This is a genomic window from Nostoc sp., from assembly GCF_036919895.1.
Lineage (GTDB): Bacteria > Cyanobacteriota > Cyanobacteriia > Cyanobacteriales > Nostocaceae > Nostoc.
Map to the genome: position 1 here is coordinate 148,942 of NZ_JBALBW010000132.1, position 24,741 is coordinate 173,682.

27 protein-coding genes, 4 tRNA genes and 1 other annotated feature are annotated in these 24,741 nt (G+C 42.0%); of the genes, 11 read left to right on the forward strand and 20 right to left on the reverse strand.

What is annotated here, in order from left to right:
* Positions 1–283: 283 nt before the first annotated feature.
* From V7K55_RS25945 to V7K55_RS25960, 4 genes are all read right to left on the reverse strand, one after another.
* Positions 284–1,744, reverse strand: coding sequence for a protein kinase domain-containing protein (locus V7K55_RS25945; RefSeq protein WP_334835988.1), 1,461 nt, complete (start codon positions 1,742–1,744; stop codon positions 284–286).
* Positions 1,745–1,793: 49 nt separating this feature from the next.
* A complete protein-coding gene (locus V7K55_RS25950) occupies positions 1,794–2,342 on the reverse strand; it encodes a GIY-YIG nuclease family protein (RefSeq protein WP_094344819.1) in 549 nt (182 codons plus the stop codon).
* A 53-nt stretch (positions 2,343–2,395) separates the two neighbouring features.
* Complete coding sequence (locus tag V7K55_RS25955; RefSeq protein WP_334835990.1) at positions 2,396–2,725, reverse strand: hypothetical protein; 330 nt, start codon at positions 2,723–2,725, stop codon at positions 2,396–2,398.
* A 463-nt stretch (positions 2,726–3,188) separates the two neighbouring features.
* The gene (locus V7K55_RS25960; RefSeq protein ID WP_094331830.1) at positions 3,189–3,389 is read right to left on the reverse strand and encodes a hypothetical protein; all 201 of its coding nucleotides are present in this window, start codon (positions 3,387–3,389) and stop codon (positions 3,189–3,191) included.
* A 238-nt stretch (positions 3,390–3,627) separates the two neighbouring features.
* Between V7K55_RS25960 and V7K55_RS25965 the strand changes: the two genes are divergently transcribed.
* The gene (locus V7K55_RS25965) at positions 3,628–3,738 is read left to right on the forward strand and encodes a hypothetical protein (protein WP_442949117.1); all 111 of its coding nucleotides are present in this window, start codon (positions 3,628–3,630) and stop codon (positions 3,736–3,738) included.
* A gap of 87 nt (positions 3,739–3,825) precedes the next feature.
* Here V7K55_RS25965 and trhO read toward each other — a convergent pair whose 3' ends face one another.
* Entirely contained in the window at positions 3,826–4,749 is a 924-nt protein-coding gene (gene trhO, locus V7K55_RS25970; protein ID WP_334836051.1) for an oxygen-dependent tRNA uridine(34) hydroxylase TrhO, read from the reverse strand.
* Positions 4,750–4,821: 72 nt separating this feature from the next.
* Here trhO and V7K55_RS25975 point away from each other — a divergent pair.
* The 3 genes from V7K55_RS25975 to V7K55_RS25985 all read left to right on the forward strand — a co-directional run bounded on the left by V7K55_RS25975 (position 4,822) and on the right by V7K55_RS25985 (position 7,150).
* Positions 4,822–4,894 (forward strand) — tRNA-Ala (locus tag V7K55_RS25975).
* Between the two features lie 295 nt (positions 4,895–5,189).
* Positions 5,190–5,636, forward strand: coding sequence for a DUF2127 domain-containing protein (locus V7K55_RS25980; RefSeq protein WP_334835992.1), 447 nt, complete (start codon positions 5,190–5,192; stop codon positions 5,634–5,636).
* Between the two features lie 107 nt (positions 5,637–5,743).
* Positions 5,744–7,150 (forward strand): lysophospholipid acyltransferase family protein, encoded by a 1,407-nt coding sequence (locus V7K55_RS25985; protein ID WP_334835994.1) that lies wholly within the window; start codon positions 5,744–5,746, stop codon positions 7,148–7,150.
* Positions 7,151–7,214: 64 nt separating this feature from the next.
* Here the strand turns inward: V7K55_RS25985 and rplL are convergent, their stop codons facing one another.
* The 8 genes from rplL to rplS form a co-directional block, all read right to left on the reverse strand.
* Complete coding sequence (gene rplL, locus V7K55_RS25990; protein ID WP_334835997.1) at positions 7,215–7,607, reverse strand: 50S ribosomal protein L7/L12; 393 nt, start codon at positions 7,605–7,607, stop codon at positions 7,215–7,217.
* A gap of 108 nt (positions 7,608–7,715) precedes the next feature.
* The gene (rplJ, locus tag V7K55_RS25995) at positions 7,716–8,300 is read right to left on the reverse strand and encodes a 50S ribosomal protein L10 (protein WP_334835999.1); all 585 of its coding nucleotides are present in this window, start codon (positions 8,298–8,300) and stop codon (positions 7,716–7,718) included.
* A 62-nt stretch (positions 8,301–8,362) separates the two neighbouring features.
* Positions 8,363–8,531: a sequence feature (ribosomal protein L10 leader region), on the reverse strand.
* A gap of 78 nt (positions 8,532–8,609) precedes the next feature.
* On the reverse strand, positions 8,610–9,323 hold the full coding sequence (rplA, locus tag V7K55_RS26000; RefSeq protein WP_094344810.1) for a 50S ribosomal protein L1: 714 nt from the start codon (positions 9,321–9,323) through the stop codon (positions 8,610–8,612).
* Between the two features lie 116 nt (positions 9,324–9,439).
* Positions 9,440–9,865, reverse strand: coding sequence for a 50S ribosomal protein L11 (gene rplK, locus V7K55_RS26005; protein ID WP_334836001.1), 426 nt, complete (start codon positions 9,863–9,865; stop codon positions 9,440–9,442).
* 6 nt (positions 9,866–9,871) lie between these two features.
* Entirely contained in the window at positions 9,872–10,513 is a 642-nt protein-coding gene (gene nusG, locus V7K55_RS26010; protein WP_094331820.1) for a transcription termination/antitermination protein NusG, read from the reverse strand.
* On the reverse strand, positions 10,513–10,734 hold the full coding sequence (gene secE / locus V7K55_RS26015) for a preprotein translocase subunit SecE (RefSeq protein WP_094331819.1): 222 nt from the start codon (positions 10,732–10,734) through the stop codon (positions 10,513–10,515). Before secE ends, nusG begins: the two co-directional genes overlap by 1 nt.
* A gap of 268 nt (positions 10,735–11,002) precedes the next feature.
* Positions 11,003–11,075: transfer RNA gene (locus V7K55_RS26020), tRNA-Trp, on the reverse strand.
* 147 nt (positions 11,076–11,222) lie between these two features.
* Positions 11,223–11,585, reverse strand: a complete 363-nt coding sequence (gene rplS, locus V7K55_RS26025) for a 50S ribosomal protein L19 (protein WP_334836003.1) — start codon at positions 11,583–11,585, stop codon at positions 11,223–11,225.
* A 159-nt stretch (positions 11,586–11,744) separates the two neighbouring features.
* Between rplS and V7K55_RS26030 the strand changes: the two genes are divergently transcribed.
* A complete protein-coding gene (locus tag V7K55_RS26030; RefSeq protein ID WP_334836005.1) occupies positions 11,745–12,689 on the forward strand; it encodes a glycosyltransferase family 2 protein in 945 nt (314 codons plus the stop codon).
* Between the two features lie 501 nt (positions 12,690–13,190).
* On the opposite strand, the gene V7K55_RS26035 is transcribed toward V7K55_RS26030, so the two are convergent.
* Both V7K55_RS26035 and V7K55_RS26040 read right to left on the reverse strand, forming a co-directional pair.
* Positions 13,191–13,264: transfer RNA gene (locus tag V7K55_RS26035), tRNA-Met, on the reverse strand.
* Positions 13,265–13,582: 318 nt separating this feature from the next.
* Positions 13,583–15,889 (reverse strand): peptidoglycan DD-metalloendopeptidase family protein, encoded by a 2,307-nt coding sequence (locus V7K55_RS26040; protein WP_334836006.1) that lies wholly within the window; start codon positions 15,887–15,889, stop codon positions 13,583–13,585.
* Between the two features lie 254 nt (positions 15,890–16,143).
* Here V7K55_RS26040 and V7K55_RS26045 point away from each other — a divergent pair, with 254 nt between their 5' ends.
* Positions 16,144–16,314 (forward strand): hypothetical protein, encoded by a 171-nt coding sequence (locus V7K55_RS26045; protein ID WP_334836008.1) that lies wholly within the window; start codon positions 16,144–16,146, stop codon positions 16,312–16,314.
* A gap of 368 nt (positions 16,315–16,682) precedes the next feature.
* On the opposite strand, the gene V7K55_RS26050 is transcribed toward V7K55_RS26045, so the two are convergent.
* Both V7K55_RS26050 and V7K55_RS26055 read right to left on the reverse strand, forming a co-directional pair.
* Positions 16,683–17,144: a tRNA (cytidine(34)-2'-O)-methyltransferase gene (locus V7K55_RS26050; RefSeq protein ID WP_334836010.1), complete on the reverse strand. Its 462-nt coding sequence runs from the start codon at positions 17,142–17,144 to the stop codon at positions 16,683–16,685.
* A 359-nt stretch (positions 17,145–17,503) separates the two neighbouring features.
* Positions 17,504–17,923, reverse strand: a complete 420-nt coding sequence (locus tag V7K55_RS26055) for a fasciclin domain-containing protein (protein ID WP_334836012.1) — start codon at positions 17,921–17,923, stop codon at positions 17,504–17,506.
* 158 nt (positions 17,924–18,081) lie between these two features.
* Between V7K55_RS26055 and V7K55_RS26060 the strand changes: the two genes are divergently transcribed.
* From V7K55_RS26060 to V7K55_RS26075, 4 genes are all read left to right on the forward strand, one after another.
* Complete coding sequence (locus V7K55_RS26060) at positions 18,082–18,318, forward strand: DNA-directed RNA polymerase subunit omega (protein ID WP_073645038.1); 237 nt, start codon at positions 18,082–18,084, stop codon at positions 18,316–18,318.
* 211 nt (positions 18,319–18,529) lie between these two features.
* Complete coding sequence (locus V7K55_RS26065; RefSeq protein WP_334836053.1) at positions 18,530–19,069, forward strand: hypothetical protein; 540 nt, start codon at positions 18,530–18,532, stop codon at positions 19,067–19,069.
* A 49-nt stretch (positions 19,070–19,118) separates the two neighbouring features.
* On the forward strand, positions 19,119–19,484 hold the full coding sequence (locus tag V7K55_RS26070; protein WP_334836014.1) for a DUF1818 family protein: 366 nt from the start codon (positions 19,119–19,121) through the stop codon (positions 19,482–19,484).
* A gap of 50 nt (positions 19,485–19,534) precedes the next feature.
* Positions 19,535–19,608, forward strand: a tRNA-Pro gene (locus V7K55_RS26075).
* 195 nt (positions 19,609–19,803) lie between these two features.
* On the opposite strand, the gene V7K55_RS26080 is transcribed toward V7K55_RS26075, so the two are convergent.
* The gene (locus tag V7K55_RS26080; RefSeq protein ID WP_334836017.1) at positions 19,804–20,313 is read right to left on the reverse strand and encodes a HugZ family pyridoxamine 5'-phosphate oxidase; all 510 of its coding nucleotides are present in this window, start codon (positions 20,311–20,313) and stop codon (positions 19,804–19,806) included.
* Between the two features lie 271 nt (positions 20,314–20,584).
* Here V7K55_RS26080 and V7K55_RS26085 point away from each other — a divergent pair, with 271 nt between their 5' ends.
* The gene (locus V7K55_RS26085) at positions 20,585–22,069 is read left to right on the forward strand and encodes a CIA30 family protein (protein WP_334836019.1); all 1,485 of its coding nucleotides are present in this window, start codon (positions 20,585–20,587) and stop codon (positions 22,067–22,069) included.
* Between the two features lie 214 nt (positions 22,070–22,283).
* Here the strand turns inward: V7K55_RS26085 and V7K55_RS26090 are convergent, their stop codons facing one another.
* The gene (locus V7K55_RS26090; RefSeq protein WP_334836021.1) at positions 22,284–23,096 is read right to left on the reverse strand and encodes an alpha/beta fold hydrolase; all 813 of its coding nucleotides are present in this window, start codon (positions 23,094–23,096) and stop codon (positions 22,284–22,286) included.
* Between the two features lie 211 nt (positions 23,097–23,307).
* Positions 23,308–24,615, reverse strand: coding sequence for an Nramp family divalent metal transporter (locus V7K55_RS26095; protein WP_334836023.1), 1,308 nt, complete (start codon positions 24,613–24,615; stop codon positions 23,308–23,310).
* Positions 24,616–24,741 lie beyond the last annotated feature (126 nt).

Consider the following 24,741-nt stretch of genomic DNA (forward strand, 5'->3'; position numbering starts at 1 on the left):
ACTTACGACTTATAGCATTTACAAGAATATTTGCAGTAGGTGTAAAGACGTACAGCAGTTAATGGTGTTAACTTAACAAAAAGGCGGTTAGAAACTGCATCAATACAAACAAAACCCACACAGGAAGATTTTAAAACCTTAATTTTCCCTTAGTCCTCTGAAGTAGACGAGAGTTTATGCAGTCGTGAATTCTATTTTTGGGGCTTATATCGATACCAGTATACAGAAGTATGCCCCTGCTAATATATCAGGTATTTTGTGAAATGGTATAATAATCAAAAGCTTATTTCTTAAAATATCTCACGCGGGAACGATTTTGATATTTGTCGATATAATCTACATTCTTTTGCTCTAATTTTGACAGCGAATTAGTTGGAAATTCTTTTGGTGAATATATAGGGTTATACCAAGGTTGCTTGTCAAAGTAATCTTGCAATCCAGGAGTCTCAAAACGACGACCGTGATGGGCAAAAATCGAATTTCGCATAATATCTAGTTCCAAGCCCTCTTTACCCTCCAAATCTGCATCAGTTACAAGTTTTTGGGAAAGCCATAAATAATTGTTGACGGTCGTGGTAGCTACTGGCGATATTGATGTAGCTGGGGAAGGTGTAGATTGAGTAGGAACAGATGGGTTAGTTGGTATAATCGGAGTTTCTATCACCGGGCTTGCGATCGCTGACGGTGTTTCTGAAGGTAATACCGTTTTATCTGCTGTAGATTGAGTAGGTTTTGTTAAGACTTGACTAATAATCACAGATGCACCAATCAACCCACCTGCGATTAAACTGCCGATCAGGATATTATTCTGACTATTACTTTGAGCGATAGGCTGTGGTTTAACAGGTACTGTCTGAGGTGGCGGTGCAGAGACTATAGTCGGTTGAGTCAAGAGGGGTTGCGTCGCTGGAATGGGATTTGCTATGTTCTGCAAAGTATCCAGCATTGCTCTGGCTGTTGGGTAGCGATCGCGCGGATGATATGCGATCGCTCTGTCGATCGCTCCTGCTACGATTGGGCTAATATGACTCGCATATTGTCGCCAGACAATTTCACCCGTCTGGGAATCGGTTTCTAGTTGTTGCGCCTGTTTACCAGTCAGCAAATAAATTACCGTCATTCCTAAACTGTATAAATCACTCGAATAAACAGGTCTACCTGCGGCTTGTTCGCTGGGCATATAGCCAGGTGTACCAATTACAATGGAACTGGTAGGATTGCCTTGAGAATTCACTACTGTTCCCATTGATTCCCGGATAGCGCCAAAATCAATTAGCACTGGTTTACCATCGCGATCGCGCACAATGATGTTATCCGGTTTAATATCGCGGTGAACGATATGCTTAGAGTGAACGTAATCCAGGACGGGTAATAAATTCATAAATAATTCCTGGACAGCGCTTTCACTAAATAGCCCTTGCTTTTGAATTTTTCCAGTTAGGGTATCGCCTTCAATCCACTCCTGAACTAAGTAAAATTGTCCGCCAGAAGAGAAGTAGGCATATAATGCCGGAATTTGGTCATTTGCGCCACCGAGTTGTTCCAAAATTGCTGCTTCGCGTTGAAACCTCTCTTGCACTAACTGGTAAATTTGGGGATTGTTGTGAATCGGTCTTAGTTGTTTAACCACACAACGGCGCTTTGAGGGCATATAGGTATCCTCTGCTAGATAGGTTTCACCAAACCCACCAGCGCCCAGTGTGCGGATAACTTGATAGCGATCGTTCAGCAGCTGTATTGTCATGGGAGATTATAAGCGATATTCATGTCTATAGTTTTCCCCAAAACAACCTTCATTTCAAATCCAGCAAACCTTCTTCTTTCAATTTAGGATTAAAGCGAATTTGCATTTGCAAACCCCGCACTTCTAGCAATTGTGTTGAAATTTCTGCTTCTACTCTCCGCGCCACATTTTTAAGAATTTTTATTTGTGCTAATTCATCATTAGCTGGATTTTGATATTTCGCTTGTTCTTCAGGTGTCATGATAACTTTTACATCAATGGGATGCGTCCATTTTTCCTTGTTATCCCCATTTCCCCAAGGCACACTGCCATTTTCAGCAATCCAAGCATTTTCAGTATTTTCTAAAATTGTGCGACTAGGGCGTTCAATAGTTTGAACCTTGACCCAATAGCAATGCTGTGGCTGACGGACTAAATGCTGTTTCAGGCTGAGATAAACATCACGAGAATAGCCCACAAATTGCAGCACTTTTTCTCGATCAAAGATAGCATATACCCCAATTTTACTCTGAAATTGTTCGGGTAATTGCCCGCGATCGTCAATGTAAGGAATATATTCCAAGGTTGCTAAAGAAGAAAGATTCGTTTCAAGAGCCATACATCAAATATCAAACTTACTATTTGCCTATTAGGAAAAAATTATCTTCAAAATTAACTATTACCAATTTTTTGGTAAATTGCACAAAGGCGACTTGGTTTAAAAACCTTAGCACTAAACATGTAATTTGGCGGTACATTGATGATGGCATATTCATCAGATTCATGATATTTCTCAAACTCGGCTGGCATTCCTTTAGTGGTAGTTAAGCTGTAAGGAACTGGTTGGAAAAGTAATTCAGTAAATTTAACTTGCTCACACTGCAACTGTTGACTAATTTGATTTAAGAAAGCAACGCTTGTCAATAAATTGAATAGAGTTTCTTGAGCTTGTGTTTCAAGAGTAAAACTGCTATCAAAGTTCTGGACGATTTTCAGAGGCATTATCTGTATGGGTAGTTATTAACGACTAAGTGAAAAATTACCACTTTAAGATCAGCCTATGGGATTGTGGGACTTCTGTCAGCCACAAGAGGAAGCTAAATTATTAAGAATTATGAAGTTTAGCCGATTTCAGGGATAGATGATTTTTATTCAAGGCTGTGCTGATAAACTTCAGATATTATACTTAGAAATATAAATATCAAATTCATAATTAAAATTAAATAATTAGCTGTAGTATAACAATTACTACAAAAGGCCATGATCCGAAAGTGATACCTACGGTGGGCTACGCCTACGCACTTTACCACATCAGCCTCCATCCTCCCTGAAAACGATTCTCACACAATAAAAATGAGTGGATAATCGTGATATAAACCACAACTGTCCACTCAAACTTTGCTAAATGCGCGTTAGTAGAAACAACCCAATTAGACTATTGAAACTTGGGAAAGTCCAAACCAATCTAACGTGACTCGGTTCCCTGATTGGGGCTACCTGCTACAGAATCCTCTCCTGGTGCTTCTGGTGTAGCACTGGGTTTAGCATCACTCTTTTCAGCATCGCCAGTTTTGCGGATACCTTCCTCAATGGGGGTCTGGTAGCCACCAGAAGCCGTAGGCGTACCTTCTTTATTATCAGATTTTTGTTTTTCTTGTTCAGCCATGACTACATTCCTAATCATTTATTCTTGGGATCATCTTAAATAAATTAGTGATGTGAGTGTATCTATCCAGAATCTAGTTATTGCTGATTCGCCCCTCTATCGAAAGTATTGTTTAGTACTACTTATGTATGCTGACAAAATCCAGAAATGTAGAATTTGTTAACCTTAGCACTCTTACTATCGTTAAAGTAGAACTTGGAAAGGGCTTGATGTCCAAGATGCTTTTGAAATTGCTTTATTGATAGTTGACAGGTGCGTTGATGCTCACACGGGTCAAATCAGCGTCACAAGTCAAGTTGGAGTCGGCACGACATTTACTGTAATTTTGCCCTTAAATTCTGAATTATAAAAATCTAGCTTGAAAACCCCAAAGTTTACTCCTCAAAAACCCCAAGTGTTGAGGAGTAAACTTTTTTATCTCGGTTATGAAAAGTAGTTATAGGTTACTAACATCCCGATTTTTAGAATTAGCAACTTGGGTTTGGTAGTGCCGCCATTTTGTCTGTTGACGTACTCTTTTTTCTTCGGTGAGGCTATCAAAACAATAAGCACAGGAGATACCTTCCTCATACTTATCAGATGCCTTATCTTCCTCAGAAATTGCATACCCACAACTGAAGCACCGCTCAGAACTCCCTTTCTCCAGCCCATGACTAACGGCTACCCGCTCGTCAAAGACAAAACATTCTCCTTCCCATAAACTTTTCTCTGCTGGAACTTCTTCCAAATACTTGAGAACTCCGCCCTTGAGATGATAGACCTCTGCAAAGCCTTGGGCAAGCATGAAGGATGAAGCTTTTTCACAGCGAATGCCACCTGTGCAAAACAGAGCAACCTTTTTGTGTTTAGTTGGGTCGAGGTGACGTAGCACATAATCGGGAAATTCTCGGAATGAGCCAGTTTGAGGATTTTCTGCTCGTTGAAAAGTACCGATATTCACCTCATAATCATTGCGGGTGTCAATCACAGTTACTTCAGGATCGCTAATCAAGTCATTCCATTCTTGGGGACTGACATAAGTGCCAACTTGCTCATTTGGATCGATTTCAGGCAATCCCAAAGTGACAATTTCTGGTTTCAACCGCACCTTCATCCGCTCAAAGGGCGTGGTTTCGGTATGGGACTCTTTATATTCTAGGTCTGCTAAACGGGGGTCAGAACGCAGAAACCAGAGAACAGAATCAATCGCCTGACGCGAACCCGCAATTGTACCGTTAATGCCTTCTTGTGCCAACAAAATTGTCCCCTTGACACCTTGTGCTTGGCAGTAAGACAGTAGGGGATCTCGTTTCTCGGCAAAATCTGGCAGCTTGACAAATTTATACAGTGCTGCGACAACTTGGATATTTTCTGGCTTCATCCCTTTAGTAATGGAACAATAGTAAGTTGGAATAGCAACGGCAACCAAAGTTACCGACTATTTTAATTTTATGGGGGTTTAGCTCAGTTGGTAGAGCGCCTGCTTTGCAAGCAGGATGTCAGCGGTTCGAGTCCGCTAACCTCCATTGGATATAATTTTGATAAATTTGCGATCGCTAGGAATATCCCAAAGCAAACACACCTAAATCAAAATCCCATTCTTTACTACTACAGTATTGGCAGTAACACATGCTAGGGAATTAGTCAAGGGATAGATAAGTTGGTGTTGCATCCAATTGCCCTAATATTCAAAGTCGTACTTAGTTAGATAAATCTTCGGGCGAAGATAGTCCGATAAAGTACTGCTACAATAGGCATCTTAGTTGGCATCATTAAGAGCCAGTTAATCAAAATTTGACTTATATATATTTAGGGGGTTATTTGAAAAAGCGTCCATTGGGGTTAGTGGCAATTGTTCTGTACAAATCATTTACCGCCTTGCTGCTTATGGTTACTTCAATCGCTTTATTATTGACGTTAAAAAATTATCAAAATTTAGAGGCTTTTTCAGACGATTATGTTTTAGAAGGTAAATCGATAATCATTGATTGGGTTTTACAAAAAGTTATCAACTTAAATCCCAGAACTCTGGCATTTAGCGGCATTGGCGCAGGAATATATGCTATTGTTACTAGTATTGAAGCTGTTGGGTTGTGGTACGAAAAACGTTGGGCACATATCTTAGTATTGGTACTTGTTGGTGTCAGTATTCCACCAGAAGTTTATGAATTAATTCGGGGAATATCTCCTATAAAAATATTAGTGTTTTTGCTGAATTTAGCAGTGTTTAGTTATTTATTACGAAATTTTCCTAAACATTCCACTTAATTTTTTACTCGGTTATGTAGTGCTGAGTTCTGAGTAAGAAGTAGTACTTATCAATCTTTTCACCCAGCACATTGTACAATCGTTAGAAATCCAATCTGGAGAGCGACTTGCCTAAAACGATTCACTCTACTCAACCACCACTGAAATTTATTCCCCAACGCCTTAATCTGCCAATCCTCCAGATTGTTCGGTGGTTATTGCCGATCGCACTACGGTTTCGCACTCAGCCTTGGCTATTGGCTGGTATTGTCAGGGTTGAAGCCAAGAATGTTGAGGTATTAGCTGAACTTTATCAGCAATTCCAGGCTGGAAAAATTCGCTTTTTGTTGGCATTTCGTCACCCAGAGGTAGAAGATCCCCTCTGTATGTTGTATTTGCTTTCTCACATTGTGCCACGGGTAGCTCGTCAGAAAGGTATTACACTGCGATCGCTTGTTCATAGCTATTTTCTCTACGATCGCGGGATGACGGTTTGGGCTGGAAATTGGCTAGGTTGGCTGTTTTCACGACTCGGAGGTGTGCCGGTTCATCGCGGAAGGCGACTAGATCGGCAAGCTATTCAAACAGCACGAGAATTGTTTGCTAATGGGAAAGTACCGATCGCAGTCGCACCCGAAGGAGGTACTAATGGTCATAGTGGCATTGTTAGCCCACTGGAACCTGGTGTTGCTCAAATAAGTTTCTGGTGTGCAGAAGACTTACATAAAGCCAACCGGACTGAGACTGTGATCGTTGTGCCGATCGCCATCCAGTACCGTTACCTTGAGCCACCTTGGTCTAAACTGGATTGGCTCTTGAGTAAGTTGGAAGCTGATAGCGGCTTGGCAGTTAAAGAAATTGATTCGGGCGATCAAAAAGAAATTTACTATCAACGCCTCTGTAGATTAGCTGAATATCTCATTACCGAGATGGAAGAGTTTTATCGTCGCTTCTATCATCAAGACATTCCAAAAACCATCTCAAGTGATGAATCTGCTAGTCCTAATCAGGTGTTGATTGCCCGACTTCATCGCTTACTGGATAAGGCTTTAGAAGTTACCGAGCAGTATTTTGGAGTTCAAGCGCAGGGTAATTTTATTGACCGATGTCGCCGCTTAGAAGAGGCTGGCTGGAATTACATTTATCGAGAAGATTTGCCAGATATCAATGCTTTACCAGCGTTTAAACGTGGTTTGGCAGACTGGATTGCAGAAGAAGCAGACTTGCGAATGCGGCACATGCGGATGGTGGAAAGTTTTGTTGCAGTCACAGCGACTTATATTCAAGAACAACCAACGGCGGAACGCTTTGCAGAAACAGCTTTACTTGTATTCGATATGCTTTCTAGAATTCAGGATACAACACTCCCAGGACGACCCCGCTTAGGTTTGCGACAAGCACAAATTACAGTGGGAGAGCCAATTTCAGTTACAGAACGTTGGTCAAATTCTCAGGGCGATCGTCACGCATCTAAACAAGCGGTAAGCGATTTAACAAAAGATTTGCAAATCGCTTTAGAGAAGATGATTGACTAAATTTATATGAAAAAAAGGAGCCTGAATCAGACTCCTTAATAAAAAACTAGTAATCAAATTGTGATTACTTGATAGTTACCTTACCGCCAGCTTCCTCGATGCGCTTCTTGGCATCTTCAGCAGCATCCTTAGTAATACCTTCTTTAACTGCCTTGGGCGCAGCTTCTACCAAGTCTTTCGCTTCTTTCAGACCCAAACCGGTCAATTCGCGGACAATTTTCAGTACGGCAATCTTCTTATCAGCTGCGACTGAATCGAGAATCACTTCAAACTCGGTTTGCTCAACAACTTCCTCAGCAGCAGCAGGGCCACCAGGTCCAGCCATCATCATCATACCGCCAACGGGTGCAGCAGCACTCACGCCAAAAGCTTCTTCAATTTGCTTCACTAGCTCAGAAGCTTCCAACAAAGAAAGGGTTTTTAGTTGTTCTAAAATTTGATCGGTTGCAGCAGACATTGATATAACTCCTGTAATTTTGATTATTTATTAGTCATTAGTCATTAGTCATTAGTCATTAACTCATTGGTCATTAGCTTTTGACTTTTGACTGACGAACTACGAAGTCTATTCAGCAGCAGTTTCAGTGCTGCTATCAGGTTCAGCAGCAGTTTCAGTGCTACCACCACTTTGCTCTTGCTCGGACACAGCTTGCAAAGCACGAGCTAGTGAACCAGGAATTTCGTTGATACCCACAGCAATCTTGGTAGCCAAGGCGTTGATAGCCCCAGCAATTTGTGCAATGAGTTGTTCCTTAGATGGCAAGTCTCCCAGTACCTTGACATCAGGTTCTTTGAGTAGGCGACCTTCCAGGACACCACCACGAAGTTCTGTCTTCTTGGTGACTTTTTGGAATTCTTGGTATGCCTTAATTGCCGATGAAAAATCTTCTTTTACCAACAAAAAGGCGGAAGAGCCATTGAGCAATTCCGACAAAGGCTGCCATTTTTCATCATCTTTAATAGCAATGCCCATCAGGGTGTTCTTCGTCACCTTACAAACAGTGCCACTAGGACGTAGCCGCCGCCGTAAGTCTGTGATTTCCGAAACTGTTAGCCCCTGATAGTCAATTACCAGTGCCAGAGTTGACTTACTCAAAGTTTCTTTGAGGTCAGCTACTATTTCTTTTTTATTTTCTAGTGTTCTACCCATTCCAATCTCACCTCCTTAAAACAATCGGTGATTGCCCTACTTGTAAATTTCTTCTAAACCTGAACCCAAACAACAAACCCCGACTAATTTAGCCGGGGTTGAGTATTAAGACTCGTGATGCCATAGTTATCACGCCTTTCGGGGTGGTAATTTTGACAATTAGAGTTTTAACCTCGGCAGGATATTTAAGCTATTAGCACCTGCTGTCTCCGGCTTTGCCTATTTAATTTTGTCATTAGTCATTTGTCCTTTGTCTTTCGTCCTTTGCTTTTACAAATGACCAATGACTAATGACTAATGACTAATAAATTAACCAGCTTCGCTCAGTTTTAAATCTCGTAGGGCGGTGACATCAATTTTAATTGATGGCCCCATTGTGGCTGACACATAAAATGTGCGCCAATAACGACCTTTAGCTCCTGAAGGACGGTTACGGTCAATCGTCTCCTGCAATGCCTTCAGGTTGACTAATAAATCTTCAGGCGAGAAGGTTGTCTTACCAAACATAACATGGACAATACCAGTTCGGTCGGCTCGGAATTCTAGTTTACCAGCTTTGAATTCTGCGATCGCACCTGCTAAATCAAATGTTACGGTTCCACCTTTGGGCGATGGCATCAAACCACGCGGCCCAAGCAACTTACCCAGCTTTGCCACTTGTGGCATCACATCGGGCGTAGCAATCAGTTTGTCAAAATCCATTCTACCTTTCTGGATCTCGTCAATCAGTTCTTCTGAACCGACTATATCAGCACCGGCGTTGCTGGCTTCGTTTACCTTTTCGCCTCTGGCTATCACCGCCACCCGAACGATTTGTCCTGTACCTTTGGGCAGTGCTACCGTTGTCCGCAACTGTTGGTCTGTATACTTGGGGTCAATTCCTAACCGGATATGGGCTTCGGCAGCTTCAACAAATTTAGCTGTTGCTGTGTCTTTGAGAAGGGCTAAAGCCTCCAAAGGATGATAATCCTTATCTTCTACTTTTGCTTGGAGCGTCTGCAAACGACGCGATATTTTTGCCATTTTTTTCTCCTGGGGTAATTCCGAAGCTTCGCCTCTCCCCCGATAATTTTTAGTTATTTGTCCCTTGTCCTTTGTCTTTCGTCAGTTACCAATGACTAATGACCAATGACCAATGACTAATCCGTGATTGTTATACCCATATTCTTAGCCGTTCCCGCCACAATCTTCATTGCCGCGTCGATGTCGTTGGCATTGAGGTCGGGGAGTTTCGTTTGGGCTATTTCTTGCAATTGTGCTTTGCTAATTGACCCAACCTTCTTTTTGTTGGGTTCATTCGAGCCTTTTTCAACCTTCGCCGCCTTCCGAATCAGCACTGATGCTGGTGGCGTTTTGAGTACAAAGGTAAAACTCCGGTCTTCAAAAACCGAAATTTCTACAGGTATTACCATTCCAGCTTGGTCTGCTGTTTTGGCGTTGTACTCTTTGCAAAACATCATGATGTTAACACCATGTTGACCCAAGGCGGGCCCGACTGGTGGTGCTGGGTTGGCTTTTCCAGCATTCAGGGCCAGTTTAATGACCGCCACTACTTTCTTCGCCATTTGTATTTAACTCTGTTTCTCTACCTGATTAAATTCCAGTTCTACTGGTGTATCCCTGCCGAAAATTGAGAGCAAGGCTTTAAGTTTACTCCGTTCTGGAGACACTTCAATTACCTCGCCTTCAAAGTCTTTAAATGGCCCAGAAAGCACCATTATCTTATCACCAGTAGCCATGTCAATTTTGACAACAGCTTCCTGTTCGCTGGTTTGTTTGAATATACGTTCAACTTCTGAAGCACTCAGTGGTATGGGGTGGACATGACCGCGACCCTTGCTGCTACCACGTTTTTGTTCTGAACCGACAAAGTTAATTACATGAGAGGTGTTTCGTACCACCTGCCAGGTATCATCATCCATCATCATCCGCACCAGCACATAGCCAGGAAAAACTTTTTCTTCTGTATGCTGGCGACTGCCATCTTTGCGGATTTTCACCGCCGGCGTTTGCGGAATTTCTACTTGGATAATTTTGTCAGCTACATCAAAAGTTTGAATGCGTTGCTCCAAGTTAGTCTTTACACGCTTTTCACAGCCTGAAGCTACTTGCACAGCATACCAGCGTGCTTCTTTTGACGCTGCTTCTGCTGTTTCTCCTGTTTCCTCCGACTGCAACGTGGAGTTGCGAGGTTCGTCTGTTGCAAAAGTCATCAGAACACCTGTTTTGCTGCCCAACCAAACAATCCATCGACCAAGTATATCAAAGATGCGGAGAGTGCCACCATTAACAACACAGCAGCTGATTCGCTCACTATCTGTTTCCGACTGGGCCAAACTACTTTGTCAAGTTCTTCTTTGGTTCCCTGTATGAAGTTGCCTAAGCTAAACCCATTTGTAGTTTCTGGCAATTCTGCTTCACTTTTTTTAGCCACGACCGTTTATCCCTCGGTTTCTTAGTCAATTTTGGATTTTGGATTTTAGATTTACCCCGTGCTTTCAGTCCAAAGTAATCAATTTGAGATTTTGGATTGAGAAGAAATCTAAAATTCGGTTATCCAGTTTTGCAGTTTCGACTCTATTTTACTTAGTTAACTGAAAGCAAAACAACTGCAAATACAATAAGTTTACCCGAAATTATTATCGCTAGCTGCTAAATTAGCAACTGCGTAATTATTTCGGGCTTTGTTTTTTGCTCTTGAGCGCGCCCTGGAGGACTTGAACCCCCGACATCAGGTTTTGGAGACCTGCGTTCTACCAACTGAACTAAGAGCGCACAAGCTGTTTTTGATTCAGTACATTGCGCTGAACTAAAATTTTAGTTTAACGCAACACGCGATTTCCATCATACTTCAATTTCGTCGAGAAAACAAGTTAGCGGCAGATGCCGCTTGAGATTTCTCCCATACTTTTGAAGAACGGATCACAAAGGGCGGTCAAACCGTTGCTTAATCCTGGTTGCCTTACCTACGCGATCGCGGAGATAATACAGTTTAGCACGGCGTACCTTACCGCGACGTAACACCTTAATGCTGTCAATTCGAGGAGAATGCAACAGAAATACGCGCTCAACACCTACACCTTGAAAAACCTTACGGACTGTAATAGTTTCGTTGATGCCACCATTGCGTTTGGCAATCACGACTCCCTCGTATGGTTGTACCCGATATTTTTCGCCTTCTTTAATTTTCACTCCTACTTTTACGGTATCGCCCACATAAATGTCGGGCAAACTTGATTTTAACTGTTCCGCTTCAATGGAGCGGATAATCTCTTGAGCGCTCATAGTCTTTCTGTCTACTTAAAAAAAACCCACGATCATCAATCATAAATCGATAATCCTATTTCAGTCTACTTCTACTTATTGGAGATTGATAATTTTACTGAGACAAGACTTGGTAGATCGAAGCTATATTGCAAAATACTGTACCACAGGTGTCAATTTATGAAATTTAGCGTCGTCATCAGTACTTATAATCGCTTAAACTTGCTGCAAAGAGCAATTGAGTCGGCTCGGAACCAAACGATTGAGTGTGAGGTGGTTGTTGCGGATGACTGTTCTTCTGATGATACCCAAACATACCTCAAAAGCTTAGGAGATAAGGTGGTTTACCATCGAAATGAAGTGAACCAAGGTCATGCAGCAACGGTAAATGCTGGAGTTGCCAAAGCTAGCGGCGACTGGATTAAGTTTTTAGATGATGACGACTATTTAGCGCCTAACTGCATAGAAGAGATGGCTAAGGCGATCGCACTTCGTCCTGATGCTGTAATCTGCTCTTGTGTGGCGGCTCAGGTGGATGGTAATGAAGTTGAACTCAGTCGCACTCCACAAGTTGGCCCCGGTTTAGCTTTTTATATCCCACAAGCCGATATTCATTACGGTATGCTCTTAGAGCTTGTACCCTTTGGTACACCTGTACAAGTAGCTTGCCGACGTGATGCTTTCCTGCAAACTGGTGGTTGGGATTCCACACTGGATGCTAACTGTGATGACATCGATTCGTGGATTCGGATTGCTCAGTTTGGCGATGCTATTTTCTTTAATCAGTGTCTTGCTTACCGCACTATTTGGCCCGGTGCGTATAATCAAAAGTTTTCTTTATCTCGGCGGTTGGCGACAAATATTCTGATGAAAGAAAAAATTTACACTTTGGTAAATGACCAACATCGCTCAAAGATTCCTGTATTTCAAGACATCAAAAATTACCTCAAACTCCACTGGATTTTAGTAGCACTGAAGCAAAAAAATCTCAAGAGTTTCCTTTCAATGATAGATCCTTCTATACTTTCTCCTCGGTCTTGGAAGTTTTTGCTAGCTGCGGCCTCATCACGCCGTTCTCAGGGAAACAATTCTCAGGTTCGTAAACTTGTATTGATTGAGTCCTAGCTTTTTAAGCATTGACCATCGTTTGATTATGAGAGAACGTTATACCTGAAGAAAAAACATATTTAGAGCTTTCAGAAGTGGATGGAGGCTCTTATAAACTCTATGAAGTTATAGTTAATGACTCCCATTCACTCATTTTTTTATAGAACCGCAAAGCTTGACTAGAGAAAGGTTCCCAATCTTTCCTTTGGCTTTAGTATCAATAGACACTCTCAACAATTTGGGATTCTCATCTGATGCCTGATTCTCCCGAAACATATTCTCAAATATGGCATCTGTTTGGGGAATATTTTTTCGCAAGTCCCTAACCGTACACAGTCAATAAGTCTCTAATATTACGATATTAATTTGTGAACGGTTATCTCGAATGAGCTACGACACAAATTAGTTAAAGAGCGGCATTAATGTATAAAGAACGACACTAATTTGTGAACGGCGACATCTAAATTTGTGAATGTATAACTAGAAGCCGAAACTCTTATATTATCGTTATTCTTAAAGTGGCTCAGGTCGGAGTTGAACCAACGACCCCAGGCTTATGAGTCCCGTGCTCTAACCAACTGAGCTACTGAGCCATATTTACTCAAAGTTATTCTTTAGTTTAGCATATAAATTTGCTTAAGAATAGCCCCTGTTGCAATTTTCTTACAGCTTTCACCTCTCTTTCACCTCTGTTGAGGTCATAGAAAGCAAAAGAGGGAGTTTACTGGTAACAGCGAGGAGTCCTCCACCATACATAAAAGTTGGTGGGGGAGGAATGCCTCTGGGGAACTGGGAACTGGGAAAAATTTTTTAAAATTTGATGGTGGGTAAAAGCCCCACCATAATTTTTCGATTTTACACCCAGTCCCCAATCCCTAATCCCCAGTGAAGAGTCCCTTGACAGTCAAAAATTACACGCGATTGGGTGGTAAGAAGGCTATTGGGTTAACAGCACCCTTACCTGCTGGATGGATTTCAAAGTGGCTGTGTGGCCCAGTGCTGTGACCAGTAGTGCCCATTAAAGCAATTGTTTCTCCTTGATGCACCTGTTGACCAGGTTGCACCAGAATTTTACTGTTATGAGCATAGCGAGTCGAGCTGCCATCAGGATGGCGGATTTCAACAAGGTTGCCGTAGCCACCGTTGTTCCAGCCAGCTTTTTCAATAGTCCCCTCAGCTGAAGCAACTACTGGCGTACCAGTAGAGTTAGCAACATCAATTCCCTTGTGCGGTCTTCCCCAGCGCATACCAAAGCCAGAAGTTAGCGTACCTTTTGCTGGCCAAATGTAAGCTAAGGTAGAAGTAGATGGAGGAGGTGTCAGTTCGTCAATGGGTCTTGGCAAATATTGATCCACTGCTGCCAAAGGTGGTATTACCTGTGGAGAAACTGTCCTTCCCCGCATCATTCCTAATGATTCAGAGGCATTTGCTCTTCCAGAAGGCGTTGCAACTCTTGTGGCAGATTGAGTGCCAGATGGAGTCCACTTACTAGCAGAACCGAGATTAGGCAAGAACTCTGGGTTTACTGGTTCGGTAGAACGGACAGCAGTACTGAATTGGGGTTTAACTGGCTGAACGCTATAGTTAGACCTAATTGGTGTAGGAACTGGAATTGGTATTGCTACACTATTCGGTCGAACTGCAAAATTTGGTACTGTGAAATTATTGGGGGTGGAAACAGGAGTGAGCATTGCAGCATTCTTAGTTTCGCTCGCTGCTGGTGCAACTAAGTTACCAGACTGTTGGGCGCGATATTTCTGCTGTAATCTCTGAATTTCCGCTTGCAAGCCCTGCAAACGATCGCTATTATTTCCCCTTGCGACCTTATTTACTGGTGTTTTAGGCTGTCGCATTTGGGCAAAAGCTGTTGGCACTGGATCTTCACCACCGACACCATAAGACCTAGTAGTGGTAGGGGCTACTTCTAAATCGGTGGCATTATTTGTCTGAACTGGATTATTCGCAACTACCAATGTCGGGACGGCAACGCTGCTGTTGTCGGCAATAGATGGTAATTGTGAAGTCGATGGTAAATAGGAGTTAGCATTACCAATGTTTACAGGGGAGGTGGCTACCTTTGGAGTTTTCTTGGACTCTACAAAAGTAGGTTTACTCGCTACTGTGGGTTTACTTGCTACAGTTGCCTCAACTTGAACAGCAGGAATAATTAGTTGTTGACTAATTTTCAGTTCATTGGGGTTATTGAGGTTATTTGCCTTAACTATTTCTGATACTGAAGTATTGTATTTGCTGGCGATCGCTGCTAGTGTATCTCCAGGCTTAACTTCATAAGATGTTCGAGCCGAGGACGCAATAACTGTTGGTGTAGATGGTACTGGTACAATCGCACTAGTCTGTGTCTTCTGTTTTAACTTCGATATCAAGTTCGCTTTGCTTGCATCGCCAGAAGTGTCCGACTGGGCTACTACAGTTTTCTCAACTACAGTCGTCGGTTGCGCCAAAGCAGTATCAGATGGTGATGAGTTTGCAATTTCCCCAGACTGCAACTGTGCCAGACTGTTTCTTAACCGATTAGATTTTTCTTGTAAGCGATTCAGTGCAAACTCTTGTTGCGCTTTAAGTTGTGCATTTATTTCACTGTTGACTACACCAGATGTTGCCACTGTTTGTGGCTGCCCATTTAGTGATACACTTGTACTAATAACTCTATTGGCACTAGGGTCAGACAGATTATTGACTGTTGGGAAACTAGTCTCGGCTAATGTGTTGTTCAATCCCTGTGCCACTTGCGGCTTCAGGTTAGTGGAATTTTTATAACTGGCTATTGCTGGGGATAATGTTTCTGATGCAGGAAGCTGCAAAGACATTTTATTTGTAGCGACTTGCCATTTAGCTTCAAGCCCAGGCACTTGTGAGACTGCCGTTGGTTCCACGATAACAGGATTTTCCGGCACGCTCGCTGATGAGACTGCATGGGATTCCAGCTTTGTGGAGGCAAATTTCACCTCGGTGTCAGGAACAGCTGAGGTTGCCTTTTGGCTGCCTACTGGCACAGCTGCTTGGGCTTGATCGCTTTGTCGAGTCACCAAAAGGCTGGTTGCTCCCATAGAGATTGCCAAGCCAATCATGGCAGCTTTTGTCCGCACCCGGCGGTTCACTTTTGGATTCATCACATTTAGCACTTCTACCGGGGCATCATCGCTGCTGGGGTTATTGTTCAACACAGCTTTTACTCTCTTTTTTAATGCTCGTTTCAAAGACGACCTCCTATGATCACTAGCGCTTAACTGACCTCGATTTTTCAGTTGGATACTAGTCAATGATTTAGATCGCAACAAATGATAGATCGAGATCACATTCACCAGAGATGCTTACGCAAGATTAACCTGCTTCTCTGATTTAGACAAGTTTACATGTATTAGCAAAACTTAAAGTTTGCTGTGTTTACTTATCCGAACCACTCCTAACACCACTTAGGACGTTTTACTCTTTACCATTATCCGCGTTTGTCTTGCGTCAATCGCGGGGACTAGACAAATCATTTGCCAAGTCCATAGTCGCTGCCGAGAATGAAATTGCTGCGACTTCTGGAAAAGTTATGCCTCCTGCTGTAGATATCTTCAAGATATTTCTACCCAATCAGTCTTCTTCAACACGAGACTTTACGTTGATTATTCCCTAAAAAACAACCGTATTAACTATCAGCTACTTTTAGGCTGCTTTCTGGCGTTCATCAAGCTAATATAGCTCAAGCGCAGTAACTCACTGGATTGTAGCGCTTTCGCTCCTCATTGAGGATGCTTCAAATTCATCAAAATCTATCATTCAAATTTGGCATTATCTCAAGTTTTATATATAAATTTCTTATAATAACCTTGCTCCCTTTGTAAGTATCTTCCACTACAATTTGCGAATAAACCTATTTTTTGGTATATTCTTTTACACATTTTACTGGAATCAAGAAAGCTTTTCCTGCCACAAGTCCCCCGTCTAATATAGATGTCTTCAGATATCATAAGTATATTTACTTATAGTGATGAAGGTAGAAAACTATTGCAGATAGCCTAACTGACGACGGGTTTCAAATAAGCCAATTGCTACACTTACTGACAGATTTAAGCTGCGAACCCCCGGTTGGCCCATAGGAATATACAGAGTGGCATCGCAATCTGACAAAATTGTTGGTGGTAAGCCCGTAGTTTCACTACCAAACAGTAGCCAATCATCGGCTTGAAATTGAAAGTTGACATAATTAAAATTTCCACCAACGGTATAACCTAACCATCTGCCTCCCCGCTCTTGACGTACTAATTTAAAGGCTTCTAGAGATTCGTGATAGTGCAGTTTGACATAAGGCCAGTAATCCAAACCGGCTCTTTTGAGGTAGCGATCGCTAATTTCAAACCCCAATGGCCCTACCAAATGCAACTCCGTACCTGTCGCTGCACAAGTACGGGCAATATTACCTGTATTAGGAGGAATTTGTGGGTTAACTAAAACTACCTGGGGCATTGTCCGTATAATCTACGTATTGTATAAAACAATTTATTGTCAATGTTAAATCTACCAAAGGGTAGAGGCTATTCATAGGTTTTGTTAATAATAATCAAGCATCTTCCATCGATTAAATTTTTAAAACAATAGCATAAATCCTCCCAAAGCAATGCCTGAGAGGATATTTGGCTAAAATCAGTAAATATTAAGTTTTATGTCGAGAAAATAAGTGCTTGTGTCTTTTGGGGCTAGTGTCTCCCAGAAAATCTACCGTTGGTCTAAAGACACGAAATGCTGACAGTACTAAGGAAGAGGCAGAAAGGATGGAAATAAAAAGGGGAAAGACTTACTGCAACTTCTCACCTACTCCTCTGTCCTTACCTCCCTGCTACCATTGCAGGCATTAACACTGCATCAATGATATGGATCACGCCATTGTCTGTCAGAATGTCTGTTTTGAGGATATTGGCGCTATTCACTTTAATTTTGCCGTCGGCAGATTCAATCGCTACAATTGACCCCTCAAGCGTCTCTGCCTCATTAATCTCTAGCAAATCATCAGACCGAACATCACCACTAGCGATATGATACGCCACAACTTTCTGAAGCTTAGGGATATCTTTTAGTAGCGAATCTAAAGTTCCTTCTGGTAGATTGGCAAAGGCTTCGTCAGTTGGTGCAAATAGTGTGAAAGAACCAGGACTCTTGAGAATTTCTATAAGATTTGCAGATGTAGCAGCCTTAACCAGGGTATTGAAGTTTCCCGCGTTGATAGCAGTTTCCACAAGATCAGCCATAAGGATGTGTGACTTTAGTCAGGAGTATATAAGTAACTTATAAATTGATTAGAAGGCTTTTAGCCTCTATCAACAGAGAGGTTGCTGGCGATTAAATACACAGCAGCAGATTTATCAGTGCTGCTACACTGGTGAATGACCCCCAGAACCACTGAATTATGCTAAAGCGTTCTAAGTTCGAGACAACTCAGTCTCAGATTATGCATCGGGCTGAGGATCTGATTAGTGCAGCCTCAAATCGTTACCGCATTACGGTTCAGGTGGCAAATCGTGCTAAACGTCGGCGTTATGAAGATTTTGAAAATAACGAAGATGCGATGATGAAGCCAGTTCTAAGAGCAATTATCGAAATGTCTGATGAATTGACTCAGCCAGAGATTATTGGCGAATTATAAAAACAGTAATGGGTTGAGAGTGCTGTTAGCGTTAGCGGGGCGTTTAGCCCATGCTGAGTGAAAATGCAGTGTGATAGCACTCTCATTTCAAGATATCGTTACTATGAGCAAAAAAAAAATTCTACCTAGATCAATCCTCTCAAAACTCGTGACTCAGCACGGGCTAAAAGCTTCGCTAACGCTCACACCACTACTACTTGCCTTAATGGTAATGAGTGTAACTATTTTGGGTTCAGGGGTGGGTAAATCACTACATCGAAATTTATTTAGTATCCAACCTGCTTATGCTCAGAGAATCACTCCTGGCGATGTTTGGCAGCTAGTTTATCAGCAATTGCCAGATTTACCACGGGAAAACAAGTATATCAGCAAAGAAAATGGGAAAGTTGCCGAAACCAACACCCTAGTAAATCGCTTGATTAGATATCACGTTTATACCAAAGGGCGTGCCCCAATTTATCGCTTGGATTGGAAGCTGACTTTAGCTGATTACCTAGGTGCGAATGAAATTATGTATGATGCTACCTATCCAGGGAATGATTCACTACGAGAAAATCCTATTGATGGCGATAAAGCTGCGATCGCACGTCTTACTCACAGTCAGCGAGATGCCCTAGTGCAAGTCTTAGTAAATATATTTAACCCCACTTCCCAAAATACCCCATCCCCCAGTCCTGACACCACAGCTACTCCTAGTAAATCAACTACTCCACAGTCACCCCAACGAGGAGGTGCTGAACTACTGAGATAGGGGGAAAGTTAGGAATTATGAGTTGTAAATTCCTAACTCCTAACTAATTATGGAACGTGTTATCAAAACCGGATCTGGCTGGCGGATTGGCTGGAATCCCGATGCACCTGAATTTAAAGGTTTAGTCGGTACAGATAATTGGGCGATTGAGTTAACTGAAGCCGAGTTGAATGATTTTTGCCGTCTACTAGCACAGTTAGCAGACACCATGAAGCAACTTGCAACTGAATTAATGGAAGAGGAAAAAATTGCTTGTGAAGCCGAAAGCGATTTGTTATGGATGGAAGTGGAAGGCTATCCTCATGATTACAGTCTGCGCTTCATCTTGAATACAGGGCGATGTGTAGAGGGTAAATGGGATGCTTCTGCTGTTCCAGATTTACTGCAAGCTACTGGGATGCTTAAAGTTTTTTAAATTTGCCTCTTGATTATCCTAAAGCTTTGCTATATGATAGTAATTCTGACCGGGGCGTAGCGCAGCTTGGTAGCGCGCCACTTTGGGGTAGTGGAGGTCGTGGGTTCGAATCCCGCCGCTCCGATTGATGATAAGCCATGCCTGCTAGTCTTTTCAAAAGATTGGCAGGTTTTTCAATAGCTTTCTATCCGAAAAACTCAACCGAATACCAATTACATACCACACAGAGTATAACCATTTACTGCTTAATTTTGGGGGTTGTTTTTGTGTTCTTTACACCCCCTGAACGCTCACCAAAATTACAGACATAATTCATAATTTATCCCTGCTTTTTGTCAGCATCTCCTGTAATCTGAACAAGTTGATGGAGGTTATCACCACTGATGTGATATGCTCCCCCAAAACCAACTACAAAACGACCTTCACTAGGAGTTAGCTGGAAAATCCGAAAGTCAGACAAGCCCCGCAAAACCTCGATAATTTGACCAAACCGCCCTTGAAATTGCTCAACAATTTGATTCCATTTATCAGTTTCACGCTCGATCAAAGTTGCAGTACAATCAAAACTCAAACGACGACGGGCAAAAATTAGATTACTCTTGGCTTCATCCTCGATAAACAAGACACTAACATGAGGATTAGCATAGAGATTTTTGGTATGAGTTGAAAGACCACTAACATAAATGTAGATATTCTTGGAATCATCCATTAGCAAGGGAGCATAACTAGCATTGGGTATTGCCTGGGCGCTAACGGTGCTAATGATTACACTCTCAAATTCTTCGGGAAACTTTTCGTACTCAGCTTGAATGTCTTCAAGTTGGCTCATAAGTAAATTACCGTTTGATTGGGAACACCTAATTAAGTATCCTACGTGATTGAGCGATATTTCTGACGGACTATGACGCTCAAATACTCACTATCGGCATTGCATGGAATACCAAATTATTTGGTTTAATTGTAGCTAGTCTCCATCATTGGAGGGAATAGCTTAAACTATCTCCTTTCCATTGTCCTCTAATCAAGCAAATTTCTGAGTACCGGAGGATTTTGAGAAACAGACATTGAGCTAGACTTAAGAAAGTTATGAGGACGCAAATATGACTGACAAAAATCGTTCTCAATGGGATTTAGGTAGGTTTGTCGAAACCCTAACTTACTTTGAGGTAATTCCTTTCCTTAACTGGGTACAGCAGTTAATCCAAGGTCGTTATAAGGATAATCAAGATAGACCCAATGGAGGGAGAAACGTGGGTGTAATACTAGTAGCAGGTGCAACAGGTGGTGTAGGTAAAAGAGTGGTGCAGCGATCGCTCCAACAGGGTTATAAAGTTCGCGCCTTAGTTCGAGACATTGACAAAGCGCGGTCAATTCTTGGTAATGATATAGACTTGGTTGTTGCGGATATCACACAACCAGAAACCTTAACTTCTTTAGTAATGGCTGATATTCAAGCTGTTGTTTGTTGTACAGCAGTGCGCGTACAACCAGTTGAGGGAGACACAGCAGATAGAGCAAAATATTATCAAGGTGTTAAATTTTACCAGCCAGAAATTGTTGGCGACACCCCAGAAAATGTAGAATATCAAGGTGTTAAAAACTTAATCCAAGCGGCTGCAAAATATCTACCCCAAGCAAACGAAAAAATAATATTTGATTTCACAAAGCCATCAGCAGAATTAAAAGATAACTGGGGGGCGCTGGATGATGTTGTCATGGGTGGTGTGAGTGCTAGTAATATCCAATTAGTAGAAAATACAGCTTTATTTACTGGTAATGTCTCCACCGCTAACTCTGGCGGATTTGCTTCTGTCAGAACTAAGAATTTTGACCCACCCTTCAATTTATCTGGTAATAAAGGTGTGAAATTGCGTGTCAAAGGTGACGGTCAGCGTTATAAAATCTTCTTACGGACAGATACAAAATGGGATGGCATAGGCTATAGCTATTCTTTTGACACTGTAGCTAATACCTGGATAGATGTTCACATTCCCTTTGCAGATTTAATTCCCGTCTTTCGGGCAAAAGTTGTCAAAGATGCGCCGCCAATTGAGCAGAGGAGAATTTGTTCGTTCCAACTGATGTTGAGCAAATTTGAATATGATGGGGCTTTGAATCCTAAGTTTTCCCCCGGTGGTTTTAGTTTACAGGTGGAATCAATTAAAGCTTACGGCGGGACAACTTTACCACAATTTATTTTAGTCAGTTCAGCAGGCGTGACTCGTCCCGGTCGCCCTGGTATTAATTTAGATGAAGAACCGCCAGCAGTGAAATTAAATGACCAATTGGGAGGAATTTTAACTTGGAAGTTGAAGGGAGAAGATAGTTTAAGAGAAAGTGGAATTCCTTATACGATTATTAGACCTTGTGCTTTAACTGAGGAATTAGGGGGTAAGGAATTAATATTCGAGCAAGGTGATAATATTAAGGGCAAAATCAGCCGTGAAGATGTGGCAGAACTTTGCGTACAAGCGCTAAAAATAGCGACAGCTTGTAATGTTACTTTTGAGGTAAAACAGGGAGACAATAGTGTGAACTCTATCGATTGGCAGAGGCTATTTTCTAACTTAGAACAGGATAAATAAATTAGGACTAGTATTTGATTTGGAGAAAAGATACGTAGGGCAGACAGTCGTGTGGGCGGGTTTCCCGACTTGAGCGTTCGCGACTGTGCGTAGCGTTACTGGCGTTGTGTTAGCACGGAGAGTACGGCACTAAAACCTTGATGATGGTGCGTTAGGAACTGCGTTCTAACACACCCTACAATATCTAATTTTGTTCAAAAATTAAATATTATTTCTATATAGTGGAAGCTGGTTTCAATTTCCGCAGGAAGTTAAGCATGGCTGAAATCACATTGTCCGGCGACTCAACTAAGAAACCATGACCACCACTGTCGAGGACTACAAGTTCAGCGTTGGGAATGCCTTGGACAAGTTGCTGAGAAAACTTCAGTGGGGTAAGAATGTCTTGTTTACCAACTAGAACTAGGGTAGGACAATGAATTTGTTGAAGGCGGTCTGTTGTGTCAAAGTCAAGCATAGCTCGACTGTGATGATGGAGTGAATGAGTCGCTGGTGGGAAAGGATATCTGATTGCAAATTCGATTAGACCTTCAATCATCCCAGGAATCGAGTAGAAGGTATCTGTAAATATCCAGGGTAATATGACTTTTTCATAAAGTTTCAAGTCTACATGACCGCAGAGATCGCCCCAAGTCTCAATGATGCTGTTAAATAATCGATCGCCCTTTGCCAACGATGAAAGTAGCATCAGACTTTGTATCTTTTCAGGATGTGCTAACACTAATTCTTGGGCTATTTGACCACCCATTGAATGACCTGCTAGATGCACCTTATCGATCGCCAGATGGTCGAGCAAGGCTGCAACATCATTAGCCATCTGTTTCAGACTATAGGGGGTTTCGGGAGCAGAACTTCTCCCCATACCTCGGTTGTCTAAGCGAATCACTTGATATTGCGAAACCAATGATGGCATGAGCAGTGACCAATAGGCATGATCGCAAAGAAAGCCAGCTATCAATAGCAAAGGCTCACCTGTTCCCTTAATGTCGTAAAACAAATCAATCTCGTTAGTCTGAATCTTTGGCATAGTCAATAATTCTGCTGAACCCGATCTGAAGCAGGGGTGGACAAGGCTACACTCCTACGTCTTTAATCTCTCATCTACCGGAATTTGATAGCCGTTGGCGAGGCTATTGTTCACTTACTATGGTTGATAGCTTTAGCCTTTCATAACTTGCAATCCGACGTTAGATTACCACGGAATCGGTTCCTTTATTTTAACTGGTAACTTGTAACATTCATCCCAAAATCATTTGTAATAGCAACCAAACATTTAAGCCAACGATGACAACAACAACTAACCAAGCTAAAGATTTTAACCACAAGGGATTCACAAACTCACCCATCAAGCGGCGATTACTTGTAAATATCACTAATGGAATCACTGCAAATGGTAACTGTAAGCTGAGGATAACTTGACTGAAAACTATCAGGCTACTTGTACTATGTTCACCAAAAATAATGATGGTAATTATCGCTGGAATGATGGCAAGCAAACGGGTTATTAAACGGCGTAACCAAGATGGAAAGCGAAATTGCAAAAAGCCTTCCATAACAATTTGTCCTGCCAGAGTTGCAGTCAGTGTTGAACTTTGTCCAGAAGCAAGTAAGGCAATACCAAAAATAGCACTGGCAAAACTAACTCCTAACACTGGCGAAAGTAATTTATAAGCATCTTGAATTTCTGCTACATTTTGATTACCAGAAAAATGAAATGTCGCAGCAGATACAATCAAAATTGCTGAGTTGATAAATAGTGCTAAAGACAAAGCAAAAGTTGAATCAATTGTGCCAAATTTAATTGCTTCCCACCTTTTTTCAGTATTAGGTTGCCAATCACGGGTTTGCACAATTGAGGAGTGTAAATATAAGTTGTGAGGCATCACTGTTGCCCCTAAAATACCGATAGCAATATAGAGCATTTCAGGATTTTGTAAAATCTCTTTTTTGGGTAGATATCCCAACAAAATCCCCCCCAGATCGGGACGAGAAAAGATAATTTCTGCTGTAAAACAGATGCCTACTGTTGCTACCAGCATTATTACCAGGGCTTCTGTATAGCGAAAGCCTTTATGTTGCAGGAATAACAATACCAGAACATCCAGTGCTGTGATGCAAACACCCCATATCAAAGGGATACCAAATAAAAGTTGTAGGGCGATCGCACTTCCTAGTAGTTCTGCTAAGTCACAAGCTGCGATCGCAATCTCACACAGTACCCACAAACAAAAGCTTACCCTTGGACTGAAATAGTCCCGACAAGCCTGTGCCAAATCTCGCCCCGTAGCAACTCCCAAACGTACACATAGTGATTGGAGTAATATTGCCATCAGGTTCGACAACAAGATCACTGTTAATAGTGTGTACCCAAACTTTGACCCCCCAGCGATGTCTGTTGCCCAATTTCCAGGATCGATGTATCCCACTGAAACCAAATACCCTGGCCCTGTATAAGCCAGCATCTTGCGCCAAAAGCTGCTGCTGTTAGGGACTTTAATGCTGCGGTGAACCTCTGGTAAGCTAGGTTTGTTTTCTGGGGGAGCCATTTATTTTGCCGTCAATCTTCTCATATTCTTTTCATAATCTCATAAAATATAGAATAAACATCAACCTTTAGGCGAGTATGGATCGATGACTTGGATTTACCACAAAGTCGCCTTCTCTACGAGAGA

Bases quoted from the DNA above. Each gene is read 5' to 3' on its own strand.
- V7K55_RS25955 (WP_334835990.1), bottom strand. From the start codon at position 2,725: ATGCCTCTGAAAATCGTCCAGAACTTTGATAGCAGTTTTACTCTTGAA.
- rplA (WP_094344810.1), bottom strand. From the start codon at position 9,323: ATGGCAAAAATATCGCGTCGTTTGCAGACGCTCCAAGCAAAAGTAGAA.
- V7K55_RS26030 (WP_334836005.1), top strand. From the start codon at position 11,745: ATGAAATTTAGCGTCGTCATCAGTACTTATAATCGCTTAAACTTGCTG.
- rplL (WP_334835997.1), bottom strand. From the start codon at position 7,607: ATGTCTGCTGCAACCGATCAAATTTTAGAACAACTAAAAACCCTTTCT.
- V7K55_RS25950 (WP_094344819.1), bottom strand. From the start codon at position 2,342: ATGGCTCTTGAAACGAATCTTTCTTCTTTAGCAACCTTGGAATATATT.
- V7K55_RS26050 (WP_334836010.1), bottom strand. From the start codon at position 17,144: ATGCCCCAGGTAGTTTTAGTTAACCCACAAATTCCTCCTAATACAGGT.
- V7K55_RS26095 (WP_334836023.1), bottom strand. From the start codon at position 24,615: ATGGCTCCCCCAGAAAACAAACCTAGCTTACCAGAGGTTCACCGCAGC.
- nusG (WP_094331820.1), bottom strand. From the start codon at position 10,513: ATGACTTTTGCAACAGACGAACCTCGCAACTCCACGTTGCAGTCGGAG.
- rplK (WP_334836001.1), bottom strand. From the start codon at position 9,865: ATGGCGAAGAAAGTAGTGGCGGTCATTAAACTGGCCCTGAATGCTGGA.
- V7K55_RS26070 (WP_334836014.1), top strand. From the start codon at position 19,119: ATGGAACGTGTTATCAAAACCGGATCTGGCTGGCGGATTGGCTGGAAT.
- trhO (WP_334836051.1), bottom strand. From the start codon at position 4,749: ATGAAGCCAGAAAATATCCAAGTTGTCGCAGCACTGTATAAATTTGTC.
- V7K55_RS25960 (WP_094331830.1), bottom strand. From the start codon at position 3,389: ATGGCTGAACAAGAAAAACAAAAATCTGATAATAAAGAAGGTACGCCT.
- V7K55_RS26090 (WP_334836021.1), bottom strand. From the start codon at position 23,096: ATGCCAAAGATTCAGACTAACGAGATTGATTTGTTTTACGACATTAAG.
- rplJ (WP_334835999.1), bottom strand. From the start codon at position 8,300: ATGGGTAGAACACTAGAAAATAAAAAAGAAATAGTAGCTGACCTCAAA.
- V7K55_RS25945 (WP_334835988.1), bottom strand. From the start codon at position 1,744: ATGACAATACAGCTGCTGAACGATCGCTATCAAGTTATCCGCACACTG.
- V7K55_RS26060 (WP_073645038.1), top strand. From the start codon at position 18,082: ATGCTAAAGCGTTCTAAGTTCGAGACAACTCAGTCTCAGATTATGCAT.
- V7K55_RS26055 (WP_334836012.1), bottom strand. From the start codon at position 17,923: ATGGCTGATCTTGTGGAAACTGCTATCAACGCGGGAAACTTCAATACC.
- V7K55_RS26080 (WP_334836017.1), bottom strand. From the start codon at position 20,313: ATGAGCCAACTTGAAGACATTCAAGCTGAGTACGAAAAGTTTCCCGAA.
- rplS (WP_334836003.1), bottom strand. From the start codon at position 11,585: ATGAGCGCTCAAGAGATTATCCGCTCCATTGAAGCGGAACAGTTAAAA.
- V7K55_RS26085 (WP_334836019.1), top strand. From the start codon at position 20,585: ATGACTGACAAAAATCGTTCTCAATGGGATTTAGGTAGGTTTGTCGAA.
- V7K55_RS26065 (WP_334836053.1), top strand. From the start codon at position 18,530: ATGAGTGTAACTATTTTGGGTTCAGGGGTGGGTAAATCACTACATCGA.